Genomic DNA, 17,335 nt, shown 5'->3' on the forward strand with positions numbered 1-17,335 from the left:
CTCTTTCGAGATGGGTGTGTCAATCGAGTGCTGTCGGTAACCATGCGATTTCCGAACAGCCTTTGAATGAAACCAAGGTGAGATCGGTCATGCGGGCGTGATCGCCATTTGACGAACTTGGAGATGTTCTCGTGAAGACATGACACGAAAGGGTCGTTCACCTCCCGATCGTGATGTTTGTTTTCCCTTAGCTCCACCATCTTGAATGAAACGCTACGGGCATGCCGTCCCCTGTGTTTTATGAAGAGAAAGCACATGAATCAAGAGCTTTTAGCAAGATGCTGGAAGACAAAAACAATGGCTCTGTTTTCCGATCAACAACCCTTATAGGGCCTTGGCGCTCGGGAAGTAATTGTCAGATACTGCTATATCGCCAGCACTTATCCTTCAAGGTTGAAATGACTCATGGCAAGGAAGAAAACAAAAAATTCAGGCGGAACCGGAATCATCTTTGTTTGCGCCCTGGCCTTGGGCGCTATTGCGTCAGTCCCGAGAAATGCGTGGATTGCCATCGGCGTCATTGCATGTGTCGTAGCTGTATTTTGGTGGCTAGTCAGTCGAGTAAAGCGACAGAGCAGGCAACTCTCGACGTCCTTGGAATCCACTCGCCGCCAGGAACAGCAAGGTGCTGGCGTAACCCTCTCTGTTCGCGGGGTATCGAAAAGTCATATGGACGCTGACGACAACGCGGAGTTTTACACGGTCGAGCTCGGCTCCACCTCCTCCCGCACCTTTAAGATTCCGGATTCAAGCTCACAAAAGTCGGATGCCCGTTGGGTACCCGAAGGTGAAATCGTCAACGTTTCGGGCTTTTCGCTTCCTCGCGGCATGCTTTATGTCGGAAGTTCGCTGGGGGGCCGAAACGATGCACAGGAACCCTCGCTGATTAACCCAAAACTTCGTATCGCCAAGGCACCTGTCGATATTGAAGAGCGGTTGATGTCTTATTGGCCAAGCTTTCATTCCATCTCACCAGAGGCAAGACGAGGCTATCTCCAGTGGCTGGAGGCTGGACGCAGTGATCCGCAGGCGGATACCGGTTACGTCTTTTTGTTTTTCTACGGGTTGGAGCGTCGGGTTCTCGTTGATGCGATAAACGATCACACAGTGAAGACTGAGATTCCTTCGATCATTGGTGAAGTCCAACGTCTGCTGAATATTTATGGGGAAAACAGGTCGTTCAGGGGGTACGCGGAAGGTTTTCTCGATTACCTAAGTAACACTACGATCAATCCAGACTTTTATCTTGGCCCACCTCCCAGCGTTGCGGCCTACAGCTACGAGATGCCCTTGCCACTTCGCATAGGCCTCGGGCAACACGCCTTCAACAAGCGACCACTTGATGCCGATTGGGCGTTGGCATGGGCACTCGCTGACCCCAACATCAGCAAGCGTACGCCGGTGATACGTTGCAAGGATGTCTTTTCCAGGCTGTTCAAGCTCACCTACATCAGCGCACATCCCACGGGTCTTATGCTGGCACAGAACAAAACCAAGCTTAAGGCCAGCTATCGGCCAGCCTCGGCTATCCTGATGCCCCCTGCGCTCAGCTTGGGTGATCTTCCCGACGTCATGGCCACCTCGGGAACGCGTAAAATCCTGCAGTTGCTGGTTGAGCAATGCACCACTGAGCTTGAGCCCTACAGCCGATACCTGGGGCGAAATCCTGAAAGTGCAGAAGCCCTGGAAGGCTTGCTTCAGCTTCCGGTTCCACTCTGGCCCGCAGCTGCCCGTACGGAGTTGGATGAGCTTCAATCCAGAATCGGCGATGATTTGATTACCATGAGCTTTGGCGAGCTCGCAGGTCGGTTCAAAAGCGCGGGAGCATTGTCTCGCGACAAGGTACTCGCGCTAGCCCGGGCACTGGAATCGCTTCACATCGGCCTGGAGCCTGACGTGCTGGCGGGCAGCAAGACACCGAAGACAGATGATCGAATCGCGCTGTTCGTTACACAGCCTGAAGATGGGTCGCTGCGTGCCTCTGCCGCCTACAACGCCGCCTCGGTCACACTAGATCTGGCGAGTGCCGTAGCCGGCGCCGATGGTGATACCTCCAATGAGGAGGTCACGTTACTCGCTCAGCACATCGACTCCTGGAGTCATCTGAGTGTTGCCCATCGCAAACGTCTCAAGGCCCACTTGAGAATCCAGATTCAGCAACCACCAACACTCGCCAGCCTGAAGAAAAAACTCGACCCATTAACGATCGAAGCCAAGCGTACGATTGCCAGCTTCCTGGCGCATTTGGCTCAAGCAGATGGCGTTGTCAGTCCATCGGAAGTAAAGCTGCTGGAGCGCGTTTACAAGACGCTTCAACTGGATAGTTCGCTGCTCTACAGCGACCTCCATGGCGCAGCCGCCGGGGCAAGTTTGGCTCCGGTTAAGTCGACGGCCAGCGCTCCTCTATCCGGTTCTGAAACTCCGACAGCTGTCAGCACGAAGCAAGGCTTCGTGCTTGATCATGAGCGAATCGCAGAACTGCAACGTGAAACAGCTGAAGTCTCTGCCCTCCTTGCCCAGGTATTCACCGAGGAGCAGGCCGAGGAACCGGAGCCGCTCGTCGAGGCACTGGAATCAACAAGCGAAACGCGCGCTGATGTGGCTGGCCTGGATCTGGAACATTCTGCGTTCTTGCGCTTGTTAGTCTCGCGAGCTGAATGGAGTCGATCCGAACTTGAAGCCGCGGCCAGCGACATGGAACTGATGCTCGATGGTGCCCTTGAACAAATCAACGATATGGCTTTTGAACGCTTCGACATGCCCGTCACCGAAGGTGACGACCCTATCGAAATCAATACAGACATTCTGGAAGAGTTAGCCCTATGAGCACTATCAGAGCCAAGGATCGCGACGCGGTCATCCAATCGTTGCGCGCTGGAGTCGTGCCTCGCGTTGGCCAGCACTTGATTCAGGTTGGTCGCGTAGGCGAACTCGATGCGTTGATCAAGGACGTCAATCGTCTGGCCGAAAGCGGGTCGGCATTTCGAGTGGTCATCGGCGAATACGGCGCGGGCAAGACGTTCTTTCTAAACCTCGTTCGAGCCATCGCCATGGAACGCAAACTTGTGACCATGCATGCCGACCTGAATCCGGATCGCAGATTGCACGCCACTGGAGGGCAAGCCCGATCGCTTTATTCCGAGCTGGCCAAGAACATGTCGACGCGCACCAAGCCAGACGGCGGGGCCATGCAAGGCATTGTTGAGAAATTTATCTCTCAGGCCAAAACCGAAGCCAAGGCGTCGGGCACTGATAGCGAATCTGTAATCCGCTCGCACCTGGCTGAGTTGACTGAGATGGTCAACGGGTATGACTTCGCAGAAGTGATCGCAGCCTATTGCCGGGGCTTCGAAGAGGGCAACGAACAACTGAAGGCTGACGCGATTCGCTGGTTGCGTGGTGAGTTCACCACTAAGACCGATGCCCGAGCGGCCCTGGGTGTACGAACCATCATCGATGATGCGTCCGTGTACGATCAGCTTAAGCTGTTGTCGAGATTTGTCAGACTCGCGGGATTCGGTGGCCTGATGATCTGCCTCGATGAGCTCGTTAATCTCTACAAGTTGGCGAATACGCAGGCACGTAATGCTAATTACGAACAGATTTTGCGCATTTTGAACGATTCGTTGCAGGGCTCGTCCGAGGGGCTAGGATTCGTCTTGGGAGGCACCCCCGAGTTTTTGATGGACACTCGCCGCGGACTGTTCAGCTACCCTGCCCTTCAATCGCGGCTGGCCGAAAATTCTTTTGCCAAATCGGGATTGGTAGATCTTTCTGGCCCTGTCATTCGCCTGACCAGCCTGACACCAGAGGACTTCTACGTGCTGCTTCAGAAGCTTCGTCACGTCTACGCAGGTGGTGAGGCAGAAAAATATCTACTGCCCGATGAGGCGCTGCCGTTGTTCATGGCGCATTGTAATCAACGCCTGGGCGAAGCCTACTTCCGCACCCCCCGAACCACGATCACAGCCTTCATCAACCTGTTGGCCATTCTTGAGCAAAACCCTGGCGCCGACTGGCGCACGTTGCTGGGTGCGGTTGAGGTGACCAAGGACATGGGGGGCGAGGAAGATACAAAGGTCGACGCGGACGATGAACTTGCCACCTTCACACTCTGATTCGTCGGGATTCGAGCTGCTGGAATCCCGAATCCAACGGTGGATATGGGCCGAAGGCTGGACATCCTTGCGCGATGCACAGGAATGGGCGGTGCCTGTGCTGGTGGGCGCCGACCAGGATGTCATCATCGCTGCCGCTACAGCAGCCGGGAAAACGGAGGCCGCCTTCCTCCCCATCCTCACCAATTTGCTTAACCGTAATGATCCCCCCGGCTCTGTGCTGTACATCAGCCCCCTCAAGGCCTTGATCAATGATCAATGGGACAGATTAAGCCGTCTGTGTGAACAGCTTGAAATTCCCGTTGTGGCTTGGCATGGGGACATCTCCTCAAGCAAGAAACACCGCTTCCTGAAGTCCTCCGAAGGGGTGCTTCTGATTACGCCGGAATCCCTTGAAGCGCTGTTCGTCAACCGTGGGTCGAGCCTTGGTGGGGTGTTCCAGAATCTGCGCTACATCGTCGTGGACGAACTTCACGCTTTCATTGGCAGTGAACGAGGCAAGCAGCTTCAGTCGCTGATGCAGCGAGTAGAACGGGTCGCAGGACGCCCTCTCCCCCGGGTCGGCCTATCGGCCACACTGGGTGATATGAAGTTGGCTTCGCAATTTCTACGCCCTGGAGAAGCTGACCGCGTGACGGTCATTGAATCGAAAAACTCGAACCAGACTCTGCAGGTGCAGGTTCGCGGTTATCTCCAGCCACCGATGAGCGCGCCTAAAAAACCGACTCTTGAGCGTTTAGAACATGACATGGAGGATGAAGAATCCGATGACGAATCAAGCCCTGATTTCGCCATCGCGGATCACCTCTATAAGGTGCTACGCGGCAGCAATAACCTGATTTTTCCAAACAGTCGACAGCAGGTGGAATGGTACGCCGATCAACTCCGCCGCCGATGCGAAAAAGATGGCGTCGCCAACGAATTCTGGCCTCATCACGGCAGCCTTTCCAAGGATCTGCGGGAACAGGCTGAGCATGCTCTCAAGGCAGGTAACCAGGCAGCATCGGCCATCTGTACCACGACCCTCGAACTGGGAATCGACATTGGAAGTATCAAGACCGTGGTTCAGATTGGCCCCCCTCCATCGGTGGCAAGTCTTCGACAGCGGTTGGGTCGTTCAGGCAGACGTTCAGGAGAGAAAGCAACGCTTCGTGCCTATTGCAAAGAATCGCCGCTCAAAGACGGATCAAGCCTGTCGGATCAACTACGCCAAGGTTTGGTTCAGACCATCGCCATGGTTCGGCTGCTCGCCAGAGGCTGGTTTGAACCGCCCCGAGCTCAAGGCATTCACGCGTCGACACTGGTTCAACAATGTCTATCCGTGATTGCTCAATGTGGCGGTGCTTCGGCCGCGGATCTCTGGAAGAACCTGGTCAAAGAAGGCGCATTTCCAGAGATACAGAAACCCGACTTTGTCGGACTGCTCAAATCTCTGGGCGGACATGAGCTCATTGTTCAGGACAGTTCAGGTCTGTTGCTTCCCGGAACCGTGGGGGAGCGACTGATCAACCACTACGACTTTTACAGCGCATTTACCAGCGATGAAGAGTTTCGCTTGGTCTGTGACGGCAAGGCACTCGGCTCAGTGCCTGTGAGCCGTCCGTTGACCAAGGATCAGCGCATCATTTTCGCAGGCCGCAGATGGCAGGTGCGCGATGTCGATCTACAAGCCAAGGTCATTGTGGTTTCTCCCGCCCGGGGAGGTGCGCCCCCTCAGTTCGATGGGTTGGGTGCCATGGTGCATGACAACGTGCGCGAAGAAATGCGCGCCGTCCTGGCAGACCCGACGCCATGTCCGTTTATTGATGCCGGCGCTCAAGCGTTGCTCGAAGAAGCCAGAAAGACCTTCAACTCGCTGGGCTTGGGTAATCGATGTCTCGTTGAGTCAGGTGGGAAATGCTATTTGATTAGCTGGTTGGGAGACTACGCCAACGACGCGCTGCGCCTGCTTCTAAATCACGTAGGACTTTCTTGCGATAACGCAGGACTGGCTATTGAGATTGAGGCGGGCATCGCCCAAACACGCACAGCGCTGATCGAGGTGGGCCAGCTTGACGCCAATAATCTCGATTCGATTCTTTCGGATGTTGAAAACATGCTGCGCGAGAAGTGGGACTGGGCACTACCGGCACCATTGCTGACGAAGTCATTCGCTTCGATCTCGCTGGATATCCACACGGCCATCAGATTCGCGCAGAAACAGTCGCAATGCTGACTTCGTTCCAAGGTCAGAAGGAGTTGCCATGATCGCTGTGAGGACAATAGTGGCCGCAACAGAGACGATTCGCAGGTTCATGGAAATGGCGCTTGAGGTGAGATTAAACTGCCACTCAGTAAATCGGTAGTTGCCAATTGATGCTCATCCAATCCGCCAACAACACGTGCGTAACAAAGGTTGCAGTGTCCGGTAAATTTGAGCGAATTGAGCCAGGCCGAGCAGGAAGCTGTTAGCCGATAGCTACCATCGGGCATGGGCCCTTACCGGCAACCGAAGGGTCCAGCCTGGCGGGAGCGGGACAAGTTACAAGTCTCAATCAGCGAAACAAAATTCAGTTTGTCCAAGCGATCTCGCGGGAGGACGACTTTTCCGCGAGTTTCTGACTGGCCCCTGCGGCGAGGGCTCATCGGTTGGAATCTGAAGCTCTTTGAGCACACCTGCTTGCGCCAGCGCCTCAACCTCCCTCTCAGCGTGATTGAGCAATGACTTGATGGATTGTCCTGTCTCTGTAGCCAAGGTGAGGGCAACCAGTCCAAGTGGGCTCAAGCCAAGCGGGGAGCTCAAAGTCGCCATCATTTCCAATGTAGGGCTGCTTTGACCCCGCTCCAGTTTTGATACGTAAGTCCGACTGCTGACCTCTGCCAGATTTTTCTGAGACAGCCCTCGAGTCTTTCGCATCGTCTTGAGTACGACTGCTACAGCATTTTTGACTGACATAAAGGTTTCCTGAATCCCGAAGCGCTGGCTTAGTCATCCTCAAAGATCAGGATAACCATAAACATTCGGGCCCAAAAGGGTTGCCATAGGGCAGTCGCGGATATGAGTGCCCGTCTCAGTGGCTCGTAATCCAAACGCGCCGGAACTTGTTGATCACCAGTGGTTTCGCTTGGCCGATTCTGTCGAACGTCAGAGCCTGTCTTCGGGCATGGCAGCTACAGAATCAACGTGGGTATGGGAGTGGGTATGAACGACAGTTTCAAATGTCCTCCAACCTGCCGCGCCGAGGTCTGTTGCTTGTTCCCGGGTGATACATAGTGGCCTAATGGTATCTTAGTCACATTTCCCTGCTGCGCAGGATTCTTCTGACAAGGATAGCTCCATGACCTCCCGGCCGACCCTGCAAGTCGATCCGCTGCTCACCGTCAACCTCGATGCCCTGCTCAGTTCCGTGGTCGATGCCGACCAACGTCAGTTGCAGGTCTCCAACAGCCCTCGTTCCGAGCGCGAATCGCTCAAGCAACAGCGCTTGCAGGAGCTGCTCAGTCGCTGCCGCGAAGAAGCCCTGCAGCAGGTTGTCGGCCCCTTCGGCCTGACACCGGCGATGTTTTCGGACATCGACGGCGGCAATGTCACCACCCAGCACAATGCCAACAAGGACATCTTCGCCAAGGACTCCGAGCACTACGATCGAGAAGCCGACTACGACTATTCGGCCGCGAAAAAACAGAAGATGAAAGATGCGGTGGAGGACGGGACGATGAACTCTCAGACCTTCGTCGACGCCTACACCAAAGAAGAGGCACCGACCAAGCGCACTGCCAAATCCAACGGCAAGCTGGTGATGAACGCCGAGTTGGATCACACCATTCCCCTGAAGCAGGCACACAAGGAAGGCGGCTGGATGCTGACTCCGGAACAACGCAAAGCGCTGGCATCAGAGGGGGACAACCTGCACTTCACCACTCATGAGAACAATCGGAAAAAGAGCGATACCGCTGCTGAAACCGCCCTCAGCGCCGAGAACTGCTATGACGAAGCTGTCACCAAGCCGCTGATCGATAAAGCCCGCGCCGCAGTCGACAAGCATCAGCCCGACACCAAAGATCGCTTGCTCTACCATGGCAAGGAGCTGGGCATCACCGGTGCGAAGGAATTTGGTAAGACGGGCCTGCGCAGGGCCATGGGCGTGTTGCTGTTCGAAGTGGTCAATGGCAGCTTCGTCGAGGTGCACAAGGTGGTCAGCCAGCGCGATGACGAACGCCCCCTGCTTGATCGCGTGATGGCCGCAGTGGAGCGGGTGCTCAAGCGCGTACAGGGTAAGTTCAAGGCGGCCTTTGAGGCCTTCTTTGCCGGTGGCCTGCAGGGCCTTGTCAGCAACCTGCTGACCTTTCTCATCAACAACCTCATCACCACCTCGGCCAAAGTGGTGACCATCATCCGCGAAGGCATGCAGGAGCTGCTGAAGGCTCTGAAGCTACTGCTCTGGCCACCCGAGCACCTGTCTGGCGTCGAGGTCATGCGAGCGATCAGCAAAAGCGTAGCCGGCTTGTTCACTCTAGGCGCCGGCATGCTTTGGGAGCAGTCGATCAACTCGTTCATCGTAGGCATACCGGTGCTCGCGCCACTGGCCGGAATGATCGCGCCCGTCCTCTCCGGCCTGATGACCGGCCTGGCCAACGCCCTGTTGATGTACGCCATCGATTCGCTGATCGACTGGATGCTGGACAAGGGTACCGATTTCATCAACGCGCAGATCGAAAACCTGGAAGCAACCGCTGAGTTGGGCCAGCGCATGATCGAACGGGTGGAGCAGCAATTTCGCCTGTCGGCCCGCTATCGGATGATGGCCCAACTCAACGATCGCATCGCTACGCGATTCGATGAGGCCACCGAGGCCGCGCAAGCGTCGGTGCAACACGCACAGGGCACCGCGGGAGAACAGGCAGCGACCATCGCGGCGCTATCCCAGGCCATCGATGGCAAGAAACAACTCAACGAACGCCTCAGTTCATTGCTTCAGCAGTTCAGGAAGGAAACATAAGGGATGTCAAATGTCATTGCCCAACTCGCCAGCACCGTCCCAAGCGACGACTTGCTCGCCCAGATCGACATCGCTGAGGTCTACGCCAAATTCCACACCACTTTCAAGCGCCTTGATGACTTCAAACGGGTGCGCGACGAGCACGAACAGCGCAGCTTTCTGGGTCGGCTGTTCAATCGCGGCGAACTGAAAAACGCTCAGCTCGACGCTCAGGAAGTCCAGGCGGAATTTTCCAAGACCCTCGCCCAGTTGATGGTAATTAGTTCGTTACAGGCGCAGCAACTGACCGAGCAGCAGAAGCAGCTCGGCGAGCAGCAGGGAATGCTGGACGCCAAGGCCGAGGAATTGCACCGGCAGAACATCCGCATCGAGCAGCACCAAGCAGTGATCAAACATCAGGCGACCAACCTTCGCACCTACGTTACCGACCTGTTGAAGGTCCAAGGACTGACCGACGAACACGGCGAAATGCTGATTAGCATCGCCAAGGAAGTGATGGAAACCCGCGACCGCCTTCTGGCTGACTTCGACAATCGCATGCAGCAGGTGCAGGGTGCTCTGAACGAACAGCAGCAGTTGCTCCGGGAAGTCCTCGACGAACAGGCGAGTACCTTGGAGCGGCGCCTCACACAGTTGCAGCAGGCAATCGATTCAACTCAGGAACAACGTCTCGTGGCTGTCAAACAAAGCCTGGTCGCAGCGCTCGACGAGCAGCGCAGCGAAGCCGCCGGCCAAACAGAACGCATAAATGCCGACTTGGTCTTCCAAGCGCAGCAGCGGGGCGAGATGCACCAAGACCTGGACCGCCAGCTCTCGGAGCTACGTGAAGTGTTGGCCGAACACGACCAGGCGTTGCGCAACGAATGCAGCGAGCGGCAGCAGGAGCGGGCCGAGCATCAAGCCGAGCTGCATAGCCTTCGCCGCGCACAACGTCGCCTCATGGCCGGGCTGTGCGGCCTGGTCTTGGTGTGCGCCGCCGCCCTCTCCGGGCTCGTCTTCTGGAGCACATCCAAGCCTGTTTTGGCCCCGGTCGAAACCCACCAAGCTCAAACACCAGCGTCTTGAGCTGCGTGTTCTCATTCACGGCTCGAGTCGGATCGTGAACAGACCAGCTACTCCAATTTGGTCCCGGCCTCCAACCGTAAGAAAGACCTGCCGCCGCACCTTGTTCATCAAGTACGAGGTGTGGCCATTATCCGGTGTTGATCGTGCCCAATCTCAGCGAGCTGAAAACTCATCTTTTCAGCCGAATCGGGCTTAAGCAGACTTCAGCAATTCCACGCCCAAACCAGATCGCGGCTTCGAAAAGATTACCAGGAGCGATGTTTCATTAAGCGCAACTCACACTCGGCGTTGTATATGGCTTGAACGCCATGCGGCTAAATCCCATAGCGTTTATTACCACCAGACGTGATGCAGTAACGGCCGCCACGAGGCCCGTAGCAGACATTGCCTCCACGGCATGAGCAACTGCCGTCACTATAGCCTGTCGACTTTCTGGGCTTGCTCGGGGCTTGATAGGTCTGGTGATACTTTCGCTGCCGCTCTTGCGCAGCTGTCGCTCTGGCTTTAACCCGTTGGTGCTCTGCAGCGGCCCGATCTGCACCGGCTCTGTCGTTGGCATAGGTTCGAGCCCAACGTGTGCTGATGTCGGAAGCCATACCTTGAAACTGTGCGACTGAAACTACTGCTAAAACCTCGGCTGGAAAGGTTTGGGTCGCTCTGTGTTGTCTGTTAGCACGCCGCCAACCCTGGGTGAGGACTTGGTTTCGATTTCCAAACTGGGAGGTGAAGTGTATGGCAGTAAGCTCATAGTCGAAGGCCGGCATGGTTTCATAGAAACGTGATATCGGAGCCCCTTGCTCGCTTGCCATCATCAGTGGCCCGACCATCTTTTGGAGCTGCTCGTACGCCTCTTTTACCGACTCAACGTCTGCACTCTGGCCAGCTGCCCGCTTGCTCGTGTACGCGCTCATTGCCGCCTGGTACTGGCTGACTTTGGATGCCATAAGACTCTTGGCCGCATCTACAGAGCGCACGTACGCATTTAGATTGGAGGCATCCACATACACTGCTCGGCTCGAATTGCCCGCACGGTCGAAACCCAGCAGTATTTTTTGAGCCCCCTCATTCTCATATCGGATAACGTTGAAACCCTTGGCTTGAGCCTGGCGTATCTCTTCAGCCTTGACGTTTTGATCGACAAACCGGGCGCAACTCTCAACCGCTTGATCAGCCGTTTCACACCCACGGCTGTGATAGTTGATGCTGCAGCTAAGGGGGATATCCATTTGGGGGCAGGATGCAACGTATTGCGAGTACTGTGCGGTTTGACATCCCGCCAGCAAAAGCAAACTGAGAAGACCTATCGAGCGCTTGAACATGTTGTCCCTATTGTTTTTGGATTCATATCCCTGTTTCCCGGTCACCTAGGAGGGTCACAGGTACCATGGCTCGCTGGCCGTGAGGTTGTGCAAGTGTGCGTCGTTCAGGGACAAAAACAAAGATGGGCACGACTCAATAAGCATTGACAGGTGTATGTGTTCGATACGGGGTTGGCCTGAGTGTGGACACAACCAGCCTCGCAAAGGTTACGGAGCAGCGTTCGCCTCCTATGGCACCATTCAACGCAGCGCGCTTCGACTACGTTATGGCTCCACCAATATCAAAGCTTATGCTTCTTCAGAGAGTGTGATTCGTGGGTTCTCTACTGAATCCGGTTCGACGTAGTTTTGATCACGATCTCAAGGTGATTTTGCCAACTGGGTCTCGATAGCCCTTAGCTACACCTGATACTCCCCCCTCAAAAGCAGAAGCATATTCATATCGATTCCGCAGTATCTCGGTTTGCACCCTTTGCCTCTTCTGCTCAGCTCGACTGACGGATTAGGGTGCCGTGATCGCGTGTAAGATTCGTAGCATTCATTTGTCTTCGGGCAGCAGCTCCTCCAACAAAGTTACCTTCCTCTGCAACTGGTTCACATGCGCTCTCTCAGCACGCAGTGCCGAACGAAGCTCCTTGTTCTCCGATTCATGAATACGCGCCCAGCGCAAAGTCGTACGGCAATTGGCGATCGTGTCCCACACCCTTTGCAACTTCAAGTAATGGGCCAACAGCAGCACGGTAATCACCATCATCATTACCAAGGCTGCTGCCGAAACCATATCCGTCGTGGTCATGTTTAATCCTTTCGCTAGGTCATTTTTTCGAAGACAGCCAAAGAATATGTAGTGATCCTTTACACGTATAGATTGTAGACTTGTACAGGTAAACAAATCACGCATATGGACGACCCATGAAACGCGCACACGAGATCAACCAAGTCCGTTGGGATTTGGCACTTCGCTATCGTTTGATCGAAACCGTGGCCTGGTGGGAAGGTCGCCTCACCACGGGCCACCTGATGCAGAGCTTCGGCATTAGCCGCCAGCAAGCGTCCAAGGACATCAACACCTACATCACTGAGCATGCGCCTAAAAACCTTACATATGACAAGCAACTCAAGGGTTATGTACCGAGCAAGCACTTCAAGCCATTGTTCATTGATGACAGTGCTAATGCCTATCTACAGCTACTGAACCAAACCCATTCGCGGGCGCCGCATGTGGAAGGACTGGCGCTGGCTTATGCGCATACCAAAGTACTGGAAGTACCTGACCGCACGATTCGTCCGCAAGTACTACGTCCACTGCTTAAGGCTTGCCGTAATGCCGAGGTGATCGCCATCGAGTACGTGTCGCTGGCAAACCCCGTACCGGAGACACGGCTGATATCACCTCATACTTTGATCTACACGGGCATGCGATGGCATGTTCGGGCGTATTGCGAGAAGAATCGCAAGTATCGGGATTTTGTGTTGAGCAGGTTCCGAGGAGAGCCGGAGTTCGAGCGGATGAGCGAGAACCTGATCAGCGAGGATGAGGAATGGAACACCCTTGTCGATGTGATCATCGAGCCAGACTCGCGCTTGAAACCGGAGCAGAAGGCAATCATTGAGGTCGACTTTGGGATGGAGGACGGTCAGCTGGTCATACCCACGCGGTGCGCGCTGGTGGGTTATGTGTTGCAGCGGTACCAGATCGATCCAAAGAAACTTGAGCCCAAGGCGTCGGCACAACAAATTGTGGTGAGGAACCTGGAGGCGCTGAAGCCTTGGCTTTATGAGTAGATAAACGAATGGAGAGTGGCCATCGCATCACATGAACAGAGGCACGGTCATCTGCTACAAACCACATCAATATCCATGGATGGACAGGTATCCGGATTGGTGACCAAAACCTTGCTGGATCTGCCACTTGTCTTGAAAGAAGTGCTGTCGTTTATCGACAAAACAGATGTCCCCAAAAAACAGCGGGAGGAGGCAAAAAAACCGAGTGAATGCTTCCTGGCAAACCGGCAGTGGCTTGCGCCGTCGATACAGGGCTTCCTGTCGCGCTAGGCCTAGTTAGCTGAGATTGACCTAGGCTTGGTAACGCTGAATGCTGAAGCAGTCGTAGGTCATGCCTCCCTCGTGGAATGGAGGAAGCCTACAATTGACGTAGCTGCATGATGGCGTCTGTAAGGCATTTGGAGTTTTTATCCAGCGTGTCCATGGCAGCTACTGCATTAGCGGAGACACTCCTTACTCCATTCTCGGAAAGCCATCTGGTAACTTCTTCAATGGCCGCAGCTAATGCATGTTGGTTGTGCAGGAGCAGTGTGAGGGCGTCCGCTGTGGTTATATTGGCTTCAGAGCTATCTGGCATGGGGATCGTCCCTGAGTAATTGATACGGGAAGACTAGCTGAACTCCCTGCGATATGAAGCCAAGGCTCTTGCTCCGTCAACCACTAGAAAAACGCCGGGACTTGGCCCCCCATAGCAGTCGCGACAGTGGACGGCCACCTGTGGGATTCCATCGTTTGGATTGGTCGCTTCTGGCAGCCGTGGAGAACTACCAGGGATGACTGATCGATCCGTGTGCCACATGCGCTGAGACCCTAAGTGTGTGTCGAGAATCTGAATTTTCGGCGCAGGGCATCACTGTTAACCAATTGAGATGTGCTGGTCGGTCTGATTGACCGTGGCCCGTTGGGTCAATTACCGATTCTACAAACCTCAACCTGGTAGCCCATTGCACCGAGCCGCTGGGCGAACTGTCGGAAGTTAACCTTCGAGAAAAACGGTATGTGCAACGTATCGTTGGGCTGCATGATAGCGAACACGATTCTGTTGCGCGGTTGCATGGCAGGGTTGAAGGCGAACTGAAAATTACCCAACTCCGCCAAATAGCCATTCACCTGAGTAACGACATCGGACGTGTTGATCAGAGCTTCAGCGGACACATAGGCCTGAGAAAAGAGATGGCTCAGCACGCTCGACGATGAGTACTTCTTGACGTGGATGATGTGGTGATCTGGCGTGAGCAGGTCACAAAATTCGAATGGGCCTCCAGCACCCGGCAACCTCACTAATTTCTGGTCCAGCAGATAGAAATTTACGTTGTCTGCGATGCGTCTAAGGTAAGCGCCCTCATGGTCGGTGCCATCCGGTGGGAATACCAAATTGCACGGCGCTGCGGCGTCAAAGAAGCGGTTCACCTGCTCGGTGTAGTCACGGTCAATCTGGTACCAATCACCCTCGCTCAGCAAATAAATTTTTCCTTCGTGTTCGATCTCCGCCTCAAGACACGTATACAGAGGCCACGCAGCGATTCGTTGCTCATCTGCACCGTAAAGGTAGATACGTTCGGATACTAGCGCTTGGCGGGTGACACCACGTAGAAGCTGCTTGGCGAGCAACGCCTGCCGCAGATCGAGGTCGAAGGCGATCGTCGGGCCGTTGCGAGATCGGGCGCTGTGCTTCACATACCCAAAACCGCTGATGTCATTGCCAAGTAGCTCGGGTGGCGCCGCACGGACGCAGTCGAACTGCTCAATATTTATCGCATCCACTAGAAGCCCATCCAGTTGGCCCATCAATGTGGAGTCGCGTACTGGGACGATGAAGTCCATCCAAGGGTATTTTTCCTTGCAGTGCTCGTCTTCGTACGCCGTCAATAGTCGGAGCGCGATTTCCGGGAAGTCTTCGAGCCTTACATCGGAATGCAATACCAATGAGTCTGAACCGCTAACGTACTCGCCCTCATCCTGATCGTTCTCCACGATGCCGGTTAGCGATTTCAGAATCTCCGAGTCAAACTTAAAATCGAACTCCGAAATCGATAGCAACCTAGATGACTGCGCCTTTGAGCGAAGCGGTGTGCGATCAATATTGGACTTTTCCACGGACTTGATCAGTAGGGGATCAGTCAAGCTGAGCGCCGTACGTAGCCCGAAATAACGCTCAATGGCCAACTGTTTAATCAGGTGCCTGGCATGGCCAAAAGTAAAGCAGAAGACCCTGCTGTTGACTGCGAGGACGAGAAGGGCTTTGAGCGATCTGGCGGTAAGGTCGAGGCCAGCCACTTCTGGTATGGCGCCAAATAGTTGCGTCCATTTCGGATGGGAAGGGTTTTTCTGATAGTAAAAGAGGCACTCAACATCGCCCAACGAAAAAACGATAGGTTGCAAGTTGACCTCATCGGAAAGTGCGTCCTGGGCGGTTCGCCCTTCCTTGAGCAAGAACACGTTGATAGTGATCTTCACGCGTCACTCCTTGACCTCTCGCATTGTTGTTAAATTGGCATCTGCCTCTCTTCCCGTCAAGGCACGTACGGTGTAGTTAAAAGTCACCGGTAAACCTTCCCCTGCGGATTTTGAGATTTATGAGCGAGAATGCACTACACCTTTCTATCTCCCAAGTGATGCACTACGGGCGGCAATAGACGGAACCTAGCGGCGATGATCATGCCTAGCGTCCCGCCAAGATCCTCGTCAATTTTTAGACCACACTACCTAACGGTGCTTTCAAGCTTCGTATAGCCACGCAGCAGTTGCACTGCTCTCAGGTTTTTCTTACAGCTATAGAACAGCGATGCTTCTCATCTGATCACCCTCGACGTCCGCTTTGGGTCGAACAAGGTCGCTTATGAGAAGCTGCTTCTGGCCGATCATGCGCCAACCGCTTTGAACTTACTTTAGCGGCATACTGACTTGATTTCGCTGTTCCTCGCTAATTAGAGATGGTAAGCGTTCACTCCATCGCGCACCAAAATACTCGTTAAATTTAAGGTTCAATGCCTTGTAATCTAGGAGCTGAATCCTCCCTGTAGCACTAGCAAACTCCACTGCCGGCGAACTAAACTTGCTAGAGGTCACCACCCAGCCGCTCGTAGCTCCGGTTTCGCTTACAACTCCTGCCAGCTTACGAATTACTTCGACGCCAATTGTGCCAGTGTGGTGTTTGCACTCAATTAATAACTTTTGCTTTATGGGGGCATCGACTGAACTGCATATTATGTCAGCCCCCCCATCCCGTGACTGCTTTGTGACTTTTGCGTGATATTTCTGTTTTCTAAATAAAGCTGCGATGAGAAACTCAAAATCCCTTGAAGAAACATCGTTTAGTATGTCACGAGGATTAGATGAAAGTAGATATTTGTGGCGAATTATCGAAATCGCATCACTCAGCCCCCATATACGGTCATCGGAGAGGTAGAGTGTATGCGCCCGTATAAAGGCGTCCAATACGTCAATAGCATGTTGAGGCCAATCGGGGAGGAGATCTAATATCCAAGTCAAACCTTCCCAACCTTCATTTCTGAAAAGACGACGAGCATACTCGTTTTTATCAATCACTTGGAGAAGATCACCACTATCTACCCAATGGTGAAAAAAATGATGATCATGTCCCTGCACGCCAGGAGGGATCAAGAATGAGCGTATTAGGTGTTTAGTTTCAAACTCCGATCTTACTTCAGCTGAAGCAAGATATTCGGCTGCATGTGCGTCAGTTGGAAAGCGAAAATCTATGAATCTATATTTTCTCTTTTCTTTGTAGGTGAAAATCATGGAAAGCCACTCTTCGAGGCTAAGACCTGTTGCATCAAGAACAGGTTTTTCTTTTCTTGCTCTTTCCATGTCAATTCCCGGCTAGTGTGTGTTTTGGTTTTGGGGAAGGTGCCATTTGTGGGCTGTATGCTACTTACTATGGATCTCAAGGTCTCGTTCGGGACTGACACCATCGACGGATAACACTTAGCTAGCAGCGGTCTTTTGTGACAGGCAATCGAACATCCCGAGCTCATGAAAGCTATCGGGTGTAGTGTGATGGTTTCCTATCCTGGTCAACCGGTAGTGCCCCCCTGTGGATGTGTCG

At 54.0% G+C, this 17,335-nt stretch carries 13 protein-coding genes; 7 read left to right on the forward strand and 6 right to left on the reverse strand.

The genetic code is table 11. From position 1 onward, the window contains the following. Positions 1 to 405 precede the first annotated feature (405 nt). Genes ACW9JE_RS02070 through ACW9JE_RS02080 form a run of 3 tightly spaced genes read left to right on the forward strand, consistent with a single transcriptional unit; the run spans position 406 to position 6,333 of the window. A complete protein-coding gene (locus ACW9JE_RS02070; protein WP_457431716.1) occupies positions 406 to 2,826 on the forward strand; it encodes a tellurite resistance TerB family protein in 2,421 nt (806 codons plus the stop codon). Next, positions 2,823 to 4,118, forward strand: coding sequence for an ATP-binding protein (locus ACW9JE_RS02075; RefSeq protein ID WP_457431717.1), 1,296 nt, complete (start codon positions 2,823 to 2,825; stop codon positions 4,116 to 4,118). The genes ACW9JE_RS02070 and ACW9JE_RS02075 overlap by 4 nt, the downstream gene beginning before the upstream one ends. After that, a complete protein-coding gene (locus tag ACW9JE_RS02080) occupies positions 4,093 to 6,333 on the forward strand; it encodes a DEAD/DEAH box helicase (RefSeq protein ID WP_457431718.1) in 2,241 nt (746 codons plus the stop codon). Before ACW9JE_RS02075 ends, ACW9JE_RS02080 begins: the two co-directional genes overlap by 26 nt. A gap of 315 nt (positions 6,334 to 6,648) precedes the next feature. Here the strand turns inward: ACW9JE_RS02080 and ACW9JE_RS02085 are convergent, their stop codons facing one another. Beyond that, positions 6,649 to 7,053 (reverse strand): helix-turn-helix domain-containing protein, encoded by a 405-nt coding sequence (locus ACW9JE_RS02085; RefSeq protein ID WP_457431719.1) that lies wholly within the window; start codon positions 7,051 to 7,053, stop codon positions 6,649 to 6,651. Positions 7,054 to 7,435: 382 nt separating this feature from the next. Between ACW9JE_RS02085 and ACW9JE_RS02090 the strand changes: the two genes are divergently transcribed. Further along, a complete protein-coding gene (locus ACW9JE_RS02090) occupies positions 7,436 to 9,097 on the forward strand; it encodes a hypothetical protein (protein ID WP_457431720.1) in 1,662 nt (553 codons plus the stop codon). A gap of 3 nt (positions 9,098 to 9,100) precedes the next feature. Further along, entirely contained in the window at positions 9,101 to 10,162 is a 1,062-nt protein-coding gene (locus ACW9JE_RS02095; protein ID WP_457431721.1) for a hypothetical protein, read from the forward strand. A gap of 314 nt (positions 10,163 to 10,476) precedes the next feature. Here the strand turns inward: ACW9JE_RS02095 and ACW9JE_RS02100 are convergent, their stop codons facing one another. Further along, positions 10,477 to 11,481 (reverse strand): hypothetical protein, encoded by a 1,005-nt coding sequence (locus ACW9JE_RS02100; RefSeq protein ID WP_457431722.1) that lies wholly within the window; start codon positions 11,479 to 11,481, stop codon positions 10,477 to 10,479. Positions 11,482 to 12,019: 538 nt separating this feature from the next. Continuing rightward, the gene (locus ACW9JE_RS02105; protein WP_457431723.1) at positions 12,020 to 12,277 is read right to left on the reverse strand and encodes a hypothetical protein; all 258 of its coding nucleotides are present in this window, start codon (positions 12,275 to 12,277) and stop codon (positions 12,020 to 12,022) included. A gap of 116 nt (positions 12,278 to 12,393) precedes the next feature. Between ACW9JE_RS02105 and ACW9JE_RS02110 the strand changes: the two genes are divergently transcribed. Next, on the forward strand, positions 12,394 to 13,266 hold the full coding sequence (locus tag ACW9JE_RS02110; protein ID WP_457431724.1) for a WYL domain-containing protein: 873 nt from the start codon (positions 12,394 to 12,396) through the stop codon (positions 13,264 to 13,266). Positions 13,267 to 13,281: 15 nt separating this feature from the next. Next, on the forward strand, positions 13,282 to 13,536 hold the full coding sequence (locus tag ACW9JE_RS02115) for a hypothetical protein (protein WP_457431725.1): 255 nt from the start codon (positions 13,282 to 13,284) through the stop codon (positions 13,534 to 13,536). A gap of 88 nt (positions 13,537 to 13,624) precedes the next feature. On the opposite strand, the gene ACW9JE_RS02120 is transcribed toward ACW9JE_RS02115, so the two are convergent. From ACW9JE_RS02120 to ACW9JE_RS02130, 3 genes are all read right to left on the reverse strand, one after another. Next, positions 13,625 to 13,843 (reverse strand): hypothetical protein, encoded by a 219-nt coding sequence (locus tag ACW9JE_RS02120; RefSeq protein WP_457431726.1) that lies wholly within the window; start codon positions 13,841 to 13,843, stop codon positions 13,625 to 13,627. 329 nt (positions 13,844 to 14,172) lie between these two features. After that, a complete protein-coding gene (locus ACW9JE_RS02125) occupies positions 14,173 to 15,723 on the reverse strand; it encodes a TIGR04141 family sporadically distributed protein (RefSeq protein WP_457431727.1) in 1,551 nt (516 codons plus the stop codon). A gap of 426 nt (positions 15,724 to 16,149) precedes the next feature. Further along, positions 16,150 to 17,097, reverse strand: a complete 948-nt coding sequence (locus ACW9JE_RS02130) for a restriction endonuclease (protein WP_457431728.1) — start codon at positions 17,095 to 17,097, stop codon at positions 16,150 to 16,152. Positions 17,098 to 17,335 lie beyond the last annotated feature (238 nt).

This window comes from Pseudomonas sp. SDO55104_S430 (assembly GCF_054070595.1).